The organism is Rhodococcus sp. IEGM 1330 (assembly GCF_033142445.1).
GTDB lineage: Bacteria > Actinomycetota > Actinomycetes > Mycobacteriales > Mycobacteriaceae > Rhodococcoides.
On record NZ_JAWLSB010000001.1, the window covers coordinates 373,062 to 389,965 of the forward strand.

13 protein-coding genes are annotated in these 16,904 nt (G+C 64.6%); 10 read left to right on the forward strand and 3 right to left on the reverse strand.

Going from position 1 to position 16,904, the window contains the following annotated elements:
- The first annotated feature begins 30 nt into the window (after window positions 1-30).
- From R4P57_RS01620 to R4P57_RS01635, 4 genes are all read left to right on the forward strand, one after another.
- Complete coding sequence (locus R4P57_RS01620) at window positions 31-1,038, forward strand: MerR family transcriptional regulator (protein ID WP_317801142.1); 1,008 nt, start codon at window positions 31-33, stop codon at window positions 1,036-1,038.
- Between the two features lie 88 nt (window positions 1,039-1,126).
- Window positions 1,127-1,828, forward strand: a complete 702-nt coding sequence (locus tag R4P57_RS01625; protein ID WP_317801143.1) for a hypothetical protein — start codon at window positions 1,127-1,129, stop codon at window positions 1,826-1,828.
- A 10-nt stretch (window positions 1,829-1,838) separates the two neighbouring features.
- Window positions 1,839-2,972 (forward strand): sensor histidine kinase, encoded by a 1,134-nt coding sequence (locus tag R4P57_RS01630; RefSeq protein ID WP_317801144.1) that lies wholly within the window; start codon window positions 1,839-1,841, stop codon window positions 2,970-2,972.
- On the forward strand, window positions 2,951-3,640 hold the full coding sequence (locus R4P57_RS01635) for a response regulator transcription factor (protein WP_317801145.1): 690 nt from the start codon (window positions 2,951-2,953) through the stop codon (window positions 3,638-3,640). The genes R4P57_RS01630 and R4P57_RS01635 overlap by 22 nt, the downstream gene beginning before the upstream one ends.
- 9 nt (window positions 3,641-3,649) lie before the next feature.
- On the opposite strand, the gene R4P57_RS01640 is transcribed toward R4P57_RS01635, so the two are convergent.
- Entirely contained in the window at window positions 3,650-4,879 is a 1,230-nt protein-coding gene (locus tag R4P57_RS01640; protein WP_411742263.1) for a serine/threonine-protein kinase, read from the reverse strand.
- A 199-nt stretch (window positions 4,880-5,078) separates the two neighbouring features.
- Here R4P57_RS01640 and R4P57_RS01645 point away from each other — a divergent pair, with 199 nt between their 5' ends.
- Genes R4P57_RS01645 through R4P57_RS01660 form a run of 4 tightly spaced genes read left to right on the forward strand, consistent with a single transcriptional unit; the run spans window position 5,079 to window position 8,784 of the window.
- A complete protein-coding gene (locus tag R4P57_RS01645) occupies window positions 5,079-5,891 on the forward strand; it encodes a hypothetical protein (protein WP_317801147.1) in 813 nt (270 codons plus the stop codon).
- Window positions 5,888-7,477, forward strand: a complete 1,590-nt coding sequence (locus tag R4P57_RS01650) for a DNA polymerase Y family protein (RefSeq protein ID WP_317801148.1) — start codon at window positions 5,888-5,890, stop codon at window positions 7,475-7,477. Before R4P57_RS01645 ends, R4P57_RS01650 begins: the two co-directional genes overlap by 4 nt.
- A 22-nt stretch (window positions 7,478-7,499) precedes the next feature.
- Window positions 7,500-8,264, forward strand: coding sequence for an alpha/beta fold hydrolase (locus tag R4P57_RS01655; RefSeq protein WP_411742264.1), 765 nt, complete (start codon window positions 7,500-7,502; stop codon window positions 8,262-8,264).
- 10 nt (window positions 8,265-8,274) lie between these two features.
- Window positions 8,275-8,784, forward strand: a complete 510-nt coding sequence (locus tag R4P57_RS01660; RefSeq protein ID WP_317801149.1) for a hypothetical protein — start codon at window positions 8,275-8,277, stop codon at window positions 8,782-8,784.
- A gap of 10 nt (window positions 8,785-8,794) precedes the next feature.
- Here R4P57_RS01660 and R4P57_RS01665 read toward each other — a convergent pair whose 3' ends face one another.
- On the reverse strand, window positions 8,795-10,795 hold the full coding sequence (locus tag R4P57_RS01665) for an SDR family oxidoreductase (RefSeq protein WP_317801150.1): 2,001 nt from the start codon (window positions 10,793-10,795) through the stop codon (window positions 8,795-8,797).
- 34 nt (window positions 10,796-10,829) lie between these two features.
- A complete protein-coding gene (locus R4P57_RS01670) occupies window positions 10,830-12,959 on the reverse strand; it encodes an MMPL family transporter (protein WP_317801151.1) in 2,130 nt (709 codons plus the stop codon).
- 137 nt (window positions 12,960-13,096) lie between these two features.
- On the opposite strand from R4P57_RS01670, the gene R4P57_RS01675 reads away from it, so the two are divergent.
- Together R4P57_RS01675 and R4P57_RS01680 are read left to right on the forward strand one after the other, a co-directional pair.
- Window positions 13,097-16,375 carry an error-prone DNA polymerase gene (locus R4P57_RS01675; RefSeq protein WP_317801152.1) on the forward strand — a complete coding sequence of 1,093 codons (3,279 nt, stop codon included), beginning with the start codon at window positions 13,097-13,099 and terminating at the stop codon, window positions 16,373-16,375.
- A 23-nt stretch (window positions 16,376-16,398) separates the two neighbouring features.
- A complete protein-coding gene (locus R4P57_RS01680; protein ID WP_317801153.1) occupies window positions 16,399-16,899 on the forward strand; it encodes a metallophosphoesterase in 501 nt (166 codons plus the stop codon).
- Window positions 16,900-16,904 lie beyond the last annotated feature (5 nt).

The window sequence follows — 16,904 nt, forward strand, 5'->3', positions numbered from 1 at the left end:
TCGACCAACCCGAAGCCTCAGGATTTCACCATGACTGATTCGGACGAAGAATTCCTGACCATCGGTGTGTTCGCTCGCTCGAGCGGGCTGACCCCCAGCGCCCTGCGGTTCTACGACGACTGTGCATTGCTCGTCCCGGCCTTCATCGACGCCAAGTCCGGCTATCGCTACTACACCCGAGCACAAGCGAAGCGGGCGAACATCATTCGACAACTTCGCGAGATCGGTATGCCGCTCGACAAGGTGGCCTCCGCCCTCGACGGAGACGGCGCTGCAGCAGTCGACATCGTGGATCGGCACGTCGACGAGCTCGCCGCACGCGCGCGGGCAGCAGCCGAGGCCGCAGTGTCCATCCGCCGGTTGTTCGACGAAAAATACTGCACAGCAACGGTATCTGCCGCCGATTTCGCGTCGGCGGTGGAACAGGTCGCGTCTGCGGCCGGAACGAGCGAGGAGTTTCCGGTGCTGCGGGGCGTGCTGGTCGAGGTCGACGGTGGATCTGTCACCCTCACCGCGACGGATCGGTATCGACTCTCCACCCGCAGCCTCGTTGTACAGAGCTCGCCCGGTGCATCCTGGTCGCGCATCGCAGCGGTCGGCTCTCTCGGGGCTCTACCAGCGTCGGGGAACTGTGTGCTGACGGCAACCGACGACGCGATGGTGCTCGAGGTCGAAGGCGTCCAGCAGATTGTGGATCTCGTCGACGGCGACTTTCCCGACTGGCGGACGATCATCGACGGTCTGGCTCCGACCGCGACGAGGGTTGTGGTGCCACGAGATTTCGTTCCCCTCGACAGCGGCACGCTGCGGATCGACGCGGGCCCGGACGGCCTGACTGTCGAGGGCGTTCCCGTCCCCGCACGGGTTACCGGTTCCGAGATGACGGTGTTCTTCGACGCGGCCGTCCTGCAGGCTGCCGTCGCATCGGCCGTCGGACCGGACCTGATGCTCGATCTCGCCGCTCCGGACCATCCGATGCTGGTGCGGTCGGCAGTCGACGGCGCCCTGACGACACTGGTGATGCCCGTTCTCGGCTGATCGAGGGTCGACGTCACCCGAAAGTCGGTGGAGAAGTATCGACTTTCGATGACTGGGTACTTGCTCCCACACTCGATACCGTGAGGGTATGGACGACAAGATGCTCGGGGAGACCTCGCCTGCGGTGCTGTGGTTCTCCCGAGGCGATCGGCTCGTCCTGATCGCCGGTGCCGTGATCATCGGGGGACTACTGGGGTTCACGCTGCCCTATGTGGCGTCCTGGGGAGCGTCGTTGACCTGGATACCGTTTCAAGGGCCGCTGCAGCTGATCGCATCGTGGTCGCAATGGTGGGTGCGGTACGTCTGCATCGGGGTGGGGATACTACTGGGGTTGGCGCTGGTGGCCGCCGCGTTCTACGAGACTGTGCGAGTGACGGTATCGACGGCGCACGTACGCATCACCGAGAGAGGCGAGACCGCCACGATCTCGAAGTCTCGGGTCGGCACAGTCTTCGTCGACGGCAAGGAACTGGTCCTGCTCGACGGTGCCTCGCGTCAGTTGGTGCGGGTGCCGAGCGAGGAGAAGCGTGCTGCCATCGAGGCGGCGTTCGAGGAGCGAGGGTACTCGGTCGCGACCGGCGATCCGTACGACGATCTCTATCGCCTGTGGGTGCCCGAAACTCCTGGTCTGGCACCGGAAGTGAACGCGGTGCTCAAAGCTCGGGAGATGGCGTTGAAGAAGAAGGCCGCTTCGGATGCGCGTGAATTGCGTTCGGAGCTGGACCGACTCGGCGTGGTGGTGCGCGACAAGAAGACGAGCCAGTACTGGCGCCCCCTGGTTCGATCGTGACGGTTCGATGATGACTCTGCTGCGACGGCATCGGGAGCGCGCGTGGGATGCAGCGGGAATCCTGTTCGCTCTGGTGTTGGTCGTGTCTGTGGTCGCAGGCACGGAGGGGATGACCGACACGCGCACTGTCGTCTCGATCGTCGTCGGCGTTCTCGGCGCAGCGTTGCTGTGGTGGCGGCGTCGGTGGCCGATCGAGATCGCCGTAGCGCTGGCGGTGTGCACGATCCTGACCGACGCGGTCGGTGGTGCCGAGCTGGTCGCCATCTTCACTGTGGCGTCTCGAAAGTCGTGGCGGGTCACCACCGCGGTGGTGGTTCTGCATCTCGCGGCGTCGATGATCTGGACGACTGTGTGGGTCGAACAGTCCGTCCTGTACATCGGGATCCTCAGTGTGGCTTTTCTCAGCATTCCCGCCGCGTGGGGCACGGTCGTCAAATCGCGCCGCGAGGTGATCGATTCTCTGCGTGAGCGGGCAGAGCGAGCGGAATCCGAATCGAATCTGCGCGCCGAGACCGTTCGCGGACTCGAGCGCGAGCGGATCGCGCGCGAGATGCACGACGCTCTCGCACATCGGATCTCGTTGGTCAGCCTTCACGCCGGAGCGCTCGAGGTCCGGCCGGACGTCGGTGCGAACGAAGTCGAAGCGATTGCATCGACCATCAGACTCAATGCACACGGTGCCCTCGAGGATCTGCGGGAGATATTGGGAGTTCTCCGATCGGGTGTCGCGGCCTCGGCGCGTCCACAACCGGGTGTGGCGGACATCGGCGAACTGATCGAGGATTCGGAGAAGGCCGGTACTCCGGTGTCGTTCGTCGACGAGATGCCCTCGGACATAACGTTGACGCCCTCTGTTTCCCGCACCGTTCATCGGGTGATTCAGGAAGGTCTGACCAACGCCAGAAAGCATGCGCCCGGCCTGCCGGTGCGCTGCGGACTCGCGCTGGTGGGCGGTGAGCTTCGAGTGTGGCTCGAAAACGGTCTCCGTACAGAGAGTTTCGCGGCAGTACCCGGTTCGCGGTCGGGAATGATCGGTCTGAGCGAACGTATCGAATTGGCCGGCGGACGAATCGAGTACGGAATCGCGCGTCGCGGCGACGGAGTGGTCTACCGTCTGGAAGCGTGGTTGCCGTGCCCGAAGTAGCCGATGGTCACGATGTGCTCACTGTGTTGCTGGTCGACGACGACGCGTTGGTCCGCGCGGGCCTGTCGCTGATCCTGAGCTCGGATCCTGGAATCAGGGTGGTCGGTGAGGCAGCCGACGGTCGCAGTGGCATCGAGGCGGTGCATACGTTGTCTCCCGACGTGGTTCTGATGGACGTGCGGATGCCGGTCCTGGATGGGCTCGCGGCCACCGAAATGCTTCGCGCAGAGGGGTTCACGGCGGCCATCGTGGTGTTGACCACCTTCGATACCGACGAGTATCTGCTGCGGGCACTGCGGGTGGGCGCAAACGGATTCCTGCTCAAGGACACACCGCCGCGGAACATCGTCGACGCGGTGCATCGCGTCGGAACCGGGGAATCGATGCTGTCGCCGGCGGCCGTCGGACGCTTGGTTGCCCATTGGCGCGAGCAGGACGCTCGATCGCACGACTCCGCCACGGCGCGGGCGCGGACCCTACTCGATTCTCTGACCGATCGAGAACGCGAGGTGGCGGGCGCTGTCGGGTCGGGGAAGTCCAATGCCGAGATCAGCGCCGAGTTGTACATGAGTGTGGCGACCGTGAAGACCTATGTGTCGCGAATCCTCGCGAAACTGGAGTGCAACAACAGGGTTCAGATCGCGATCATCGTGCACGAGTCGCGTTGAGGGGCTCGACTACAGCAGAAGGGCGATCACCAGAACCAGAACTATCACGACGACGAGAACGAGGGCAGCGAGGATTGCGGTCGACGGAATCGACGTTCGGTCACCGATGACGTCCTCGATGCGCATCAGGACGTCCTCGATCGGGTTCTTCTTTTTCTTCGGCAGATCGAACGGTGGTGGTGAATACGTCGACGGGACCGGATTGGCTTGGCTCTCACCGGGTTGCACGGCCGGTAGGCCCGCGATGGTTCTTCCGAACTCCCTCGACGGACGGCGAGATTCGGAGACCGGTGTCGAGCGCCTCGCCCATGCCGGGACCACGCCGTCCGCAGACGTCAGAGGCACCCCGCGCAGCTGAGCTATGGTGCCGCGCTTGCTGATCGCGGCGAGGATGATCTCGTCGCGGGCCTGCGCCATGGTGGGGCGTCGGGCAGGATCGGGCTCGAGCATGTGCAGCAACGGGCCCGTGAGATCGCCGCTGCGGGTGGGAGCGATGATCTGCCCCTTGGCAACTCGGTGCAGCAGTGCGATCGAATCGTGGTCGATGTCGAACGGCGGTTTGCCTTCGATGGCCGTGTACAGCGTTGCGCCGAGGGAGAACACGTCGCTGGCCGCGGTGGGATCCTGTCCGCGCGCGACCTCGGGTGCGAAATATGCCGGGGTGCCGGTGATCACGCTGTCGTCGGCTTCTTCGACGTCTCCCTTGGCGCGGGAGATGCCGAAGTCGCTGATCTTGACGATGCCCAGATCCTTGCCGCGATCGGCGATCAGAATGTTGCCGGGCTTGATGTCTCGGTGCACGATTCCTGCCTCGTGCGCCTCGGTCAGGGCGTCGGCGATCTGTGCGCCGATCTGAGCGACCTCGAACGGTGGTAGCGAATCGGTGGTGCCGAGTGCCTGCGCAAGACTGCGTGAGGACAGGTATTCCATGACCAACCACGGCTCACCGTCGACAAGAGCGACGTCGTGCATCGCGATGGCGTGGGGGCTGGAGAGTCGGGCAGCGATGCGACCCTCGCGCATCGCCCGGTTGCGTACTTCCACGGCCTGCTGTGGGGTCAACCGAGTGGTGGACGTGACCTGCTTGACGGCCACCTGACGGTGCAGAAGTGTGTCGGTGGCGAGCCATACCGCGCCCATGCCTCCACCGCCGAGTTTGCCGGCCAGGCGGTATCTGCCTGCCAAGAGGTAGTCGGGCCCGACGCCCCGTCGAACACGCTGCTGATCCGTCACGTCCACAGGTTAGTTGACGATGGCGGGACGTGCCTGCAGCCGCGGAACGGAGGTATCTACCAGGGGCTTCGGCATCACCTTGACGAGTTGCCGTCCGAGCGGCTTTACTGAGTGCAGATCGAAATTGTGTTCGAATACGCCACTTCCCGCGTTCGTCGAACATCGATGTTTCGGCTCGATTTTCTACGCCGCGAAGGGGAGTGACATGACTGTATCGGGAGCTTCCGTCACGCCGGATGCGCTCGACGGGTTGTCGCTGCCGGAGCGCGTGGCGTTGCTGCGTAGCCGGATGGCTGCCGTGCCTTCCCGGGGCGAAACGGCGTCGGTGCGCATCGAGAATTCGGACCCCGTCGAACCCGTGCACCCGGAACCGTCGACACAGCGTCCAACCCGTCAGCGGCCCGTTCTTCCGGTGCCGTCTGCGCTGATCGAGGTGCTACCGCACGGTGGACTGGTGCGTGGAACGGTGGCCTCGGTGTCCGGTGCAGGCTCGCTCCTGATCGGGTTGGTGGCTGCGGTGACCGGTGCCGGTGGCCATGTCGCCGTCATCGGGCAGCCTCGTTTCGGGATTCTGGCCGCGGTGGAGATGGGCGCACAGTTGAGCAAGCTTGCCCTGATTCCCGACCCTGGCCCCGACCCGGTGGAAGTGGCGGCAATTCTGCTCGACGGTGTCGACCTCGTGGTACTCGGTCTCGGCGGTCTGTCGGTACCGCCCACTCGGGCCAGGGCCGTGGTGGCCAGAGCTCGTAGCAAGGGGTCGACGCTGCTGGTGACCGATGGGCACTGGGACGGGGCAGAGCTACGGCTGGACGCATCGGTCCATGGATACGACGGCCTCGGCACGGGCCATGAGCTGGGCCGCGGCCGACTGCGCGGCGTCCGACTGTCGGTGTGCGCTCGCGGCAAGGCGATGCGGCCCCGCACCGTTCGACTCGATCTGCGTGCGGAGAACGGCCGCATCGAATGGCATGCCGAGGAGCGCGAACAGAATCCATTGTCGATCGCGGTCTCGACATGAGCATCGACCGTTCCAGCCGTGTTCTCGCCAGCCGTGTTCTTGCGCTGTGGTGCCCCGATTGGCCTGCCGTTGCAGCAGCTGCTCAGGCCGATCTGCCCGCGACGCATCCGGTGGTCGTCACCTCGGCCAATCGGGTTGTCGCCTGTTCGGCGACGGCCCGGGCGTCGGGTATCAAGCGTGGCCTGCGTCGTCGGGAAGCGCAGGCGCGGTGCCCGGATGTGCATGTCGCTCTGGCCGATACCGATCGTGATGCGCGACTGTTCGAGCCCGTGGTCTCGGCCGTCGCCGCCATCGCACCGGGAGTCGAAGTGCTGCGACCGGGCCTGCTGGTTCTCTCTGCCCGCGGCGTCGGACGGTATTTCGGTACCGAGCATCGGGCTGCGGAACGGTTGATCGACGAAGCGTCGGCTGCCGGTGTGGAATGTCAGATCGGTATAGCCGACGAGCTGTCCACTGCGGTCGTCGCCGCGCGGTATGCGCAGGTGGTGCCGCGCGGCGGGGGTGCAGGCTTTCTCGCGCCGTTGCCGGTGGCAGAACTCTCGGCGGAACCGAGCATGTCCGCTGCCGATCGCGGTGAGCTGGTGGATCTGTTGCGCCGCTTGGGTTTACGGACCATCGGTGACTTCGCGGCTCTGTCTCCGGGGGATGTGGCGTCGCGCTTCGGTACCGATGCCGTGTTGGCGCATCGCAGTGCCCGAGGTGAGCCCGAACGTCCGCCGTCGGCCAGGGCTCTGCCGCCGGATCTGGATGTGGAGTACCTGTGCGATCCGCCGATCGATCGGGTCGACGCAGCTGCGTTCGCCGGGCGCGGGTTGGCCGAGCAGTTGCACACCAAGCTCGCTGCCGCTGCCGTTGCGTGCACTCGTCTGCTGGTGCATGCCAGTACCGGTAACGGCGAGAATCTGTCGCGGATCTGGCGGTGCGCCGAGCCGTTGACGCCGGAGGGAACAGCCGACCGCGTTCGGTGGCAACTCGACGGCTGGATCACCGGGCGCAGCGAGAACAAGCCGACGTCCGCGATCACCGTTCTGCGGCTCGAACCCATCGAAGTGGTGGCTGCCGGTGAGCTGCAGCTGGGTTTGTGGGGCAGTGTCGGGGACGAGGACGAGAGAGCGCGTCGGGCGTTGGTGCGCGTGCAGGGTCTGCTCGGTGGCGAATCGGTGCTCGGTGGTGTGCTCAGCGGTGGCCGCGGGCCGGCCGAGCGGATCACGCTGCGTCCGCTCGGCGACGAATTGGTGCCGATGTCCGATCCCTCGGATCCCTGGCCGGGACGGCTACCCGAGCCTGCTCCGGCGGCAGTGATCGAGACACGTCCGACGGTGACACTGATGAATCGGGCGGGAACCGGAATCGGCGTCACCGATCGTGGTGTGTTCGATGCGCCGCCGTCGCGATTGCGCTGGGGCACCAAGGAATGGGGACTGACGGGTCTGGCCGGACCGTGGCCGGTGGACGAGCGCTGGTGGGACAGTGGCCACGCGTCGACGGGTCCGACGGCGCGAGCCCAGGTGGTGCTCGACGACGAAAGGGCCTTGCTGCTGGTGTTCGACGAGGGTCGGTGGCGGGTGGAAGGAATCTACGAATAGCGGCACCGCTACCGTCGAGGGAATGCAGATGATGTCGGAGACGGTCGACCTCGGTGGCGTCGATATCGCGTATCGCTCGTTCACCCCGCTGGGGCATGCGAACTCGAATTCGGCACCGGTGATGCTGGTGCACGGCATGGGCGGTGACAGCACAACCTGGGATCGGTTCACCCGTGCACTCACCGCGCAGGGCCGCCGAGTGATCACCGTCGATCTGCGCGGACACGGCAAGAGCGCGCACACGTCCACGTACGAGTTCGATTCCTTCGGGGCAGACCTGCTGGCGTTGATCGACCACCTCGGGCTGAACGAAGTCGATCTCGTCGGCCATTCCCTCGGCGGATATGCGGTCTCGCTCGTCGCGCAACGCCGCCCGCAGCTCGTTCGGCGTCTGGTACTCGAAGAGCTCCCGATACCGATTCGGCCGGGGGACGCTCCGCCGACGCTGACCGGCCGGATGCCGTCGGCCACCGAACTCTGGCATGCAGCGACCAGCGTCGTTCTGCATCCCCGCGCGGTACTCGCCTTCGATCGCTCGATGACCGCCACTGCTCTCGAGCAGTTCCGTCGGCCGAATCCGCAGTGGTGGGTGTCGTTGGCGGACATCACTGCTCCGACGCTGGTGCTTCGGGGCGGTCCCGGCGGCATGGTCGATCCGGATCGACTGGATGCGATGGTCTCCGAGATTTCGACCTGCCGCGTCGAGGCTTTCCGCACCGGGCACAGCATCCATCGCGACGGATACGCGGCGTTCGAGGCCGCCGTTCTCCCGTTCCTGACGCATTAGGGTCTCGGACATGATTCTCAGTGCGCTCGATCGCAGAATGCTGGGCTGGTCGGCACTGTTCGTCGTATCCCAGGCCAACATTGCCCGACTGCTCGGCCCCGCAGCCCCGAAAGTGCTCGAGGTGCAGACGGCATGGTCCGAGCAGCGCTACCGGCAGATCCTGGCGAGTATGGACGAGACCGAGATCGCCCGGTTCCGAAGCCACTATCTGCCCGACTTCGTGCATCCCGCGATCTACGCCTTCGCACTGCGTGCGGGCGCGAGGAGCCTGGCGGCGAAGACTCCGCTGAGCCCTGCAGTGACGACGGCATTGGCCGTCGCGCCCGTGGCCTCCGCCGCCGGTGACTACATCGAGAACATCGTCGGACTTGTGTTGGTCGACAACCGCGAACAGATCACCGACACCGTCGTCCGTGCTACCACCGTGGTCAGTTCCGTCAAATGGGTACTGGCCATCGGCACTCTGACATACCTGAGTCAGGGATTCCTGCGAGTCTGGGGGAGAGCTCTGCTGCGGTGAATTCTGCCGGTCACCAACTCGTGCCGGGTACCAATCTGCCGATGCGTCGGACCACCTTGCCGATGCGTGCGCTCGGAGCTTTCGGATTGTAGGGCCGAACTCGGTAGGGCACTTTCCCGTCCTCGATCGGTACCGGTGTTTCGCCCTTGGCTGCAGCGGATTCGGCGAACTTGCGGTAGTGCTGATGCATCGTGCGGTCTTTGCCCTTGGGGGCGAACATGGCGCCGAATTGCCCGAGTGTTCCCAGTGGAGTGTCGATTCGCTTCGGCTTGTCGCTCAGTGCGCGAATCACGATGGCAGCAGCCTTCTCCGGTGAGAAGACCGGGCCGACGTTCTTGTCGCCCGTCGGGGTGATCATCGGTGTGTCCACCAGGGGCATGTGGATGGTGGTGTAGGTGATTCCGTCCGAGAGTGTCTCTGCGGCAGCAACATCGGTGAAGCCGTCCAGTGCGGCCTTGCTGGCCACATAGGCGGAGAAACGGGGAGGATGCCCCAGAACGGCAGCGCTGGAGAGGTTGACGACGTGCCCGAAGCTGCGTTCGCGCATGTGTGGCAACAGTGCCAGCACCAGTCGAATGGCACCGAAGTAGTTGACGGCCATGGTGCGCTCGTAATCGTGCAACCGATCGGTGGACCGATAGAGTGCGCGCCGGATGGATCGACCGGCGCTGTTCACCAGCATGTCGACGTGATCGTGTTCGCTCAGAACGGTTTTCACGGTCTGGTCGACCGATTCGCTGTCGGTGACGTCGCACGAGTAGCCGTAGGCGGTGCCGCCCGACTCGCGGATGTGCTCGACCACCTCGTCGAGTTGGTCCTGACCTCGCGCGAGCAGAATGACCACCGCGCCCTTGCGGGCAGCTGCTTCTGCGCTGGCTCGGCCGATTCCGGACGAGCCACCGGTGATGACGATGTGACGGCCGAACAGCGGCCCGCGTGGGTCGTTTCGGCGGTTGCGCTTGGGATCGAAGTTCTCCCGCCAGTACGTCCACACGCGATCGGCGTACGTCCGCAGTGGTGGCGGTGTGATCGAGCTGCCCTGCAACGCTTTCTGGGTCGATGCCGACTCGAACACGGTGGGCAGAGTCAGGTGTTCGAGCATCACCGGTGGCACACCGAAATCGCGGAGGGCGGCGTCGCGCTGTTTGCGTACGGCCCGGGATTTGGGGGAGACGACGGTAGCGACCAGCGCCCCGGGTACGTCGACGATTCTCGCGCGAGATCCGGCTGCCGACGAGAACGCGGCGTAGACCTCTGCCATCGACTGAGGCTCCGGATTGACCAGATGGAACACGCTGCCGGGAGAGGTGTCTCGATGCACGAGCTCGACGATGGCGTCGGCGACGTAGTCGACCGGAACGAGGTTGGTAGCGCCCATCTTCGGCACTGTGATCGGTAGGACGGACGGCAGCTTGGCAAGTTCCGCGAAGAACGGGAAGAAGTAGTACGGGCCGTCCACTTTGTCGATTGCACCGGTCTCCGAGTGGCCGATGATCGCGGCAGGTCGGTAGACCCGCCAGTCCGCAGCGCTGTCGCGGACCAGCTTCTCGGACTCGAATTTGGTGCGGTGGTAGGCAGTCGGAAAGTCTTGTCCGAGGTCGAAGTCGTTCTCGGAGAACGTTCCTCGATAGTCGCCCGCAACAGCAATCGACGAGATGTGGTGCAGGCGGGCCCCGGTCTTCTCGGCGAGGCCGATCACCGAGGCGGTCCCGGCGACGTTGGTCGGGGTCTGCTCGTCGCCTGCGGTCAGGTCGTAGACGGCTCCGAGGTGGAGGATGTGGTCGATGTCGGCAGGCACGTCTTCGAGTCCGAGCTCCGCCTCGGTGAGGTCGCCGACCAGCGGGTGAATTCTGTCGCCGCCGTCGAGGTGCTGTGCGAGTCGCTCCAGGCGGGCCACCGATTGCGGACGTACCAGCACGTGGATCGCAGCGAGCGCATCACGTTCGAGCAATCGGGGCAGGACGTTCTTCCCGAGAAACCCGGTACCGCCGGTTACGATGTAGTTCGCCATGCGAGCCGACCTTACTCTGAAGTAAGTTCCGGTGCTAGTGCCCGATACCGGCTTTTTGGTGCACTTTCTTCATCCAGGCCGGTGCCCACCAATTGGCCTCGCCCATGAGTTTGACCAAGGTCGGAACCAGCAACATACGGATGATCGTCGCGTCGATGATCAGGGCCAGAATGACTCCGACGCCGAGGAACTTCATGATCGACAGACCCGAGATCGTGAAGGCCCCGGTGACGACGATCAGAATCAACGCCGCAGCAGTGACGATGCGTCCGGTGCGTTGAGCCCCGAAGATCACCGCTTCCTCGGTACTCGTTCCAGCCGCGCGAGCCTCGACCATGCGCGACATCAGGAACACCTCGTAGTCGGTCGACAAGCCGAAGATGACCGCGAGAATGAGAACCACGAACGTCGACTCGAGCGGTCCGGGGGTGACCCCGAGCAGGCTGGCTCCGTGGCCTTCCTGGAACACCCACGTGAGTGCGCCGAAGGTGGCAGCCAGGCTCAGTCCGGCCATCAGGACCGCCTTGATCGGCAGCACGATCGACCCGAACGCGAGGAACAGCAACACCAGTGTCGAGACGACCATGATGGCGATCATCACCGGTAGCCACTTCGCGATCGCCGCATTGCCGTCGTCGACATTGGCTCGTCCGCCGCCCACGAGGATCTCGGTACCGTCCGGGGGAGCGATCGAGCGCAGCGCCGCCACTGCGTCGGATTGGGATTCGGCCTCGCTCAGCCCATCGGTCGGTTCGCTGTAGGACGCCTGCAACGTGACGAAATCGTCCTTGGAGCCCAGGAATTCGGCTCGGGCTATACCGGGCGTGGATTCCACAGCGGAGGTGAGCGCCGCAATCGGTGCGCCCTGAGGCTTGACGTCGTCCAGGCCGCGCAGAACCACGGTTGCGCCCTCGCCGGTGGATTCGAAGTCGGAACCGAGAGTTTCGAATGCCATCCGCGCAGGGTTCTCCTTCGGTAGCGCCGTGTAGTCGACCTCTCCGAGTGAGACCTTCAGGATCGGGGTGGCGATGATCAGCAACCCGGCGACGATGACGGCAGCGACGATGCCCGGATGCTTCATGACGCGGGTGACGACGCCGCCCCAGAACTTGTGTGCGCGTGCATCACTGCGATCGGACGCGGTGCGCGACCACGTCCAGGAGTTGATGCGGGTGCCGAGAATGGCGAGCAGTGCCGGGACCGCGGTCAGTGACAGGACTGCCGCGCTCGCCACCGCCGCCATGGCCCCGAACCCGAGGGATCTGATCACCGCCTGCGGGAAGACGAGCATGCCGGCGAATGCGCAGATCAGCAGCAGTCCGGAGAAGACGACGGTCTTGCCTGCGGTGGACACCGTGCGGATGGTCGCGTCGATCGGCGTCAGTCCGCCGCGCAATTCCTCGCGGAACCTACTGACGATGAACAGTCCGTAGTCGATGGCCAGGCCCAGTCCCAGCAACGACGCGACGTTGATGGAGAACGAGCTGACTTCGGTGAACTCGGTGAGCACCCGCAGGATCGCAAGGGAGCTGAGCACGCTCAGAATGCCGACGAACACCGGAACCGCTGCAGCGATCACGCCGCCGAAGATGAAGATCAGCAGCAGCAGTGTGATGGGAACAGCGATGATCTCGGAGCGGATCAGGTCGCTTTCGAGGGTTTCGCTGAGCGAGACTCCCACCACCGACGCGCCGGCGAACTGCGATTCGATGCCGGGCACGTCGAGTTGTGGAGGAAGTTCGCCGAAAGTATTGAACGTGACGCCCGAGTTCGCACCGAGGGACACCGTGGCCAACGCCTTGGTTCGGTCCTTGGAGACCAGAAATTCCTTGCTGATCGGGTCTGCGCTCCAGTACGAACTGACGTTGCCGAGGGTGTATCGACTGCTGAACTCGTCGAGCGTCGCCTGCACCTGCGGTCCGATGTCGTCGATCGTCCTGCCCTCGGGGGCGGTGTAGATCGCGACGATGTCGGGGGTCGGTTGGCCGATGCCCTGCACCAGGCGCGCGACCTCGGACGATTCACTGCCTGCGTCGGCGTAACCGCCTTCGCTCAGTTTCGAGAAGACGCCGAGTCCGAAGATCCCGCCTACGGCGACGATGGCGACGACAACGGCGAGTGCCCATCGTTTGTGCGATACGACGAACGAGGCCCAACGCGTCACGTCTGTGCTCCGGCTCTGTGGAAGGGATTCGGTGAAAAGGGTCTGTGGCGATTCGACTCTAGTTGATCGTGTCGGACCCTCGTGTTCTCATTAGAACAAGTGTTCGATGAGACGGCAGTGTGAGGAGGGTGGGCGCGATGGGATGGAACGACGGACCACCCACCTGGTCGGAGATGGAACGAGTTCTGTCCGGGCGTCCCAAGCCGGTGGCCGAGGGTGACGGCGGCGACAGCCCGGCCTGGTCCCGGAAGCGAGAAGCCTACGAGGGGCCTCGCCACCACGAGCCGGTGCGCCCGGCAACGCCGTACGCGGAATTGCATGCGCACTCGGCGTTCAGCTTTCTCGACGGTGCCTCGCAGCCCGAGGAGATGGTCGAGGAGGCGGTACGCCTGGGCCTCGAGTCCATCGCCATCACCGATCACGACGGTTTCTACGGGGTCGTGCGCTTTGCCGAGGCAGCCAGAGCTCTCGGTATCGGAACCGTGTTCGGTGCCGAACTCTCACTGGACACACATCGATCCAGAGCCGGGGAGACCGATCCCGACGGCACTCACCTACTGGTGCTCGCTCGCGGCCAGGAGGGGTATCGCCGGCTCTCGCGTCGGATCGCAGCTGCACACCTGGCAGGCGGGGTCAAAGGTAAGCCGCAGTACGACATCGACGAACTCACCGAATCGGCAGGCGGGCACTGGCAGGTTCTCACCGGTTGCCGAAAGGGTCATGTTCGGCAGGCACTCTCGCGTGGTGGTCCGGAGGCGGCAGAGGCCGCGCTGCGCACTCTCGTCGACCGGTTCGGGTCCGATCGTGTCACCGTCGAACTCACCCGGCACGGCGTCGCAGACGACGACGAGCGCAACGACGCTCTCGCGACGCTGGCCCGGCGGTACGGCCTACCGACGATCGCCACCACGGCCGCGCACTACGCCAGTCCTCGCAGCAGGAGATTGGCCATGGCGATGGCCGCTGTGCGCGCACGGAGCAGCTTGGACGATGCTGCCGGGTGGTTGGCACCGACCGGCGGCGGACATCTACGTTCCGGGGCGGAGATGGCGGAACTGTTCCAGCACTATCCGGGCGCGGTGCGCGGTGCCGTCGAGCTGGGGCGTGAGTGTTCGTTCGATCTGAAGTTGATCGCGCCGCGCCTGCCACCCTTCGATGTGCCCGATGGATACACAGAGATCAGCTATCTGCGTCGACTCACGTTCGAGGGGGCCGCTCGTCGGTACGGCTCGCAGTCGGCGAACCCGGCCGCGTATTCGCAGCTCGAGTACGAGCTCGACATCATCGAGCGGCTCGAATTCCCCGGCTACTTCCTGGTGGTCCACGACATCGTCGATTTTTGCAAGACGCACGACATCCTTTGCCAGGGAAGAGGTTCGGCGGCGAACTCGGCTGTCTGCTACGCCATCGGCATCACCAACGTCGATCCGGTGGCGAACAAGCTGCTGTTCGAGCGGTTCCTCGCACCCGAGCGCGACGGACCCCCCGACATCGACATCGACATCGAATCCGATCGTCGAGAAGAGGCGATCCAGCACGTCTACGCCAAGTACGGCCGCACTCATGCAGCTCAGGTGGCCAACGTCATCACCTATCGCGGCAAGTCCTCGGTGCGAGACATGGCCCGTGCGCTCGGCTTTTCGCAGGGGCAGCAGGACGCATGGAGCAAGCAGATCACCCGCTGGTCCGGAATCGGAGATCAGGAGGGCGACGGTATTCCCGAGTCCGTTCTCGAACTCGCGCGGCAGATCGAGGGCTTCCCTCGCCACCTCGGTATTCATTCCGGTGGCATGGTGATCTGCGATCGGCCGATCGCCGACGTCTGCCCGGTGGAATGGGCGACGATGGAGAACCGCAGTGTGCTCCAGTGGGACAAGGATGATTGTGCCGCAGTGGGTTTGGTGAAGTTCGACATGCTCGGGCTCGGCATGCTCTCGGCGCTGCACTACATGATGGACCTGATCGCCGAGCACAAGGGCATCGATATCGAACTCGCCTCGATCGACCTGTCCGAGCCCGAGGTGTACGAGATGCTGCAGCGAGCCGATTCGGTGGGGGTGTTCCAAGTCGAGTCCCGCGCGCAGATGGCCACTCTGCCGCGGCTCAAGCCGCGGAACTTCTACGATCTGGTGGTCGAGGTCGCGCTGATCCGTCCCGGTCCGATTCAGGGTGGTTCGGTGCACCCGTACATCAAGCGCCGCAACGGACTCGAGCCGGTGATCTTCGAGCATCCATCGCTCAAGAAGGCGCTCGATCGAACTCTCGGCGTGCCTCTGTTCCAGGAACAGCTGATGCAGATGGCCATCGATGTCGCGGGTTTCAGTGCTGCCGACGCCGATCAACTGCGCCGTGCCATGGGGTCGAAGCGATCACCGGAGAAGATGGAACTGCTGCGTGGGCGGTTCTACGACGGGATGCGCGATCTTCACGGCATCACCGGCGCGGCCGCGGACCGAATCTACGAAAAGCTGTCCGCTTTTGCCAATTTCGGCTTTCCCGAGAGTCATTCGCAGAGTTTTGCCTCGTTGGTCTTCTACTCGTCGTGGTTCAAGTTGCACCATCCGGCGGCATTCTGTGCCGGTTTGCTGCGCGCCCAACCGATGGGTTTCTACTCACCGCAATCCCTGGTCGCCGACGCCAGGCGGCACGGTGTGCTCGTCCACGGTGCCGACGTGAACGCCAGTCTCGGCCATGCAAATCTCGAGGGAAGCGGCCTCGAGATTCGTATGGGGTTGGCGGATGTGAAGTTCATCGGGACCGCAGTGGCCCAGAAGATCGTCGACGCGCGAGACGCACACGGGCCATACACCTCGTTCCTGGACCTGACGGGACGCGTCGAACTGTCGGTGGCGCAGGCGGAAGCGCTGGCAACGGCAGGCGCACTCGGGTGTTTCGGCATCACTCGCCGAGAGGCACTGTGGGCTGCGGGTGCAGCAGCGGGGGAGCGCCCGGGCCTGCTTCCCGGCATCGGAGCGTCGACGAAAGCGCCTGCACTACCGGGAATGTCGGATCTCGATCTGGCCTCTGCCGACGTCTGGGCAACCGGTGTGTCACCGGATTCCTATCCCACGCAGTTTTTTCGAGATCGGCTCGATTTGCTCGGCGTGATTCCCGCGAACCGGCTGTTGCAGATTCCGGATGGCGACCGCGTGCTCGTCGGCGGAGCGGTGACGCATCGCCAGCGGCCGGCAACTGCCGGAGGCGTCACGTTCATCAACCTCGAGGACGAGACCGGCATGGTCAACGTGGTGTGCTCGGTCGGGTTGTGGGCCAAGTACCGAAAGCTGGCGATCACGGCTCCGGCGTTGCTGATTCGAGGCAAAGTACAGAACGCCGAGGGCGCGGTGACCGTGGTGGCCGATCATCTGCAACTGATGGATCTGCGAGTCGCGTCCAGATCGAGGGACTTCCGATGATCGGCGAAGTGCACAATCGAGGGGTGAAGTTACTGCTGATTGCCGACACTCATATTCCGCAGCGTGCTCGCGACCTCCCCGCCGAGGTGTGGTCGGCCGTCTACGACGCCGATGTGGTGATCCACGCAGGCGATTGGGTGAATCAGGCCGCGTTCGAGGAACTCTCGCAGCGTTCGCGTCGTCTGGTTGCGTGCTGGGGCAACAACGACGGCGAGGAGCTTAGGGCTCTGATGCCCGAACGTGCCGACGTCGAACTCGGCGGGGTGCGGTTCACCGTGATCCACGAGACCGGTGCCGCGACGGGACGGGAACGACGGATGGCGGCCGCGTACCCGGAAACGGAGGTGCTCGTGTTCGGCCACAGTCACATACCGTGGGACACGGTCGCAGACAACGGTCTACGGCTGCTCAACCCGGGATCGCCGACGGATCGGCGACGGCAACCGTTCTGTACGTACATGACGGTCACAGCCGAAGACGGTGCGCTGACTGATGTGAAGCTGCACCGCATCACCCCTCGATAGTGGCG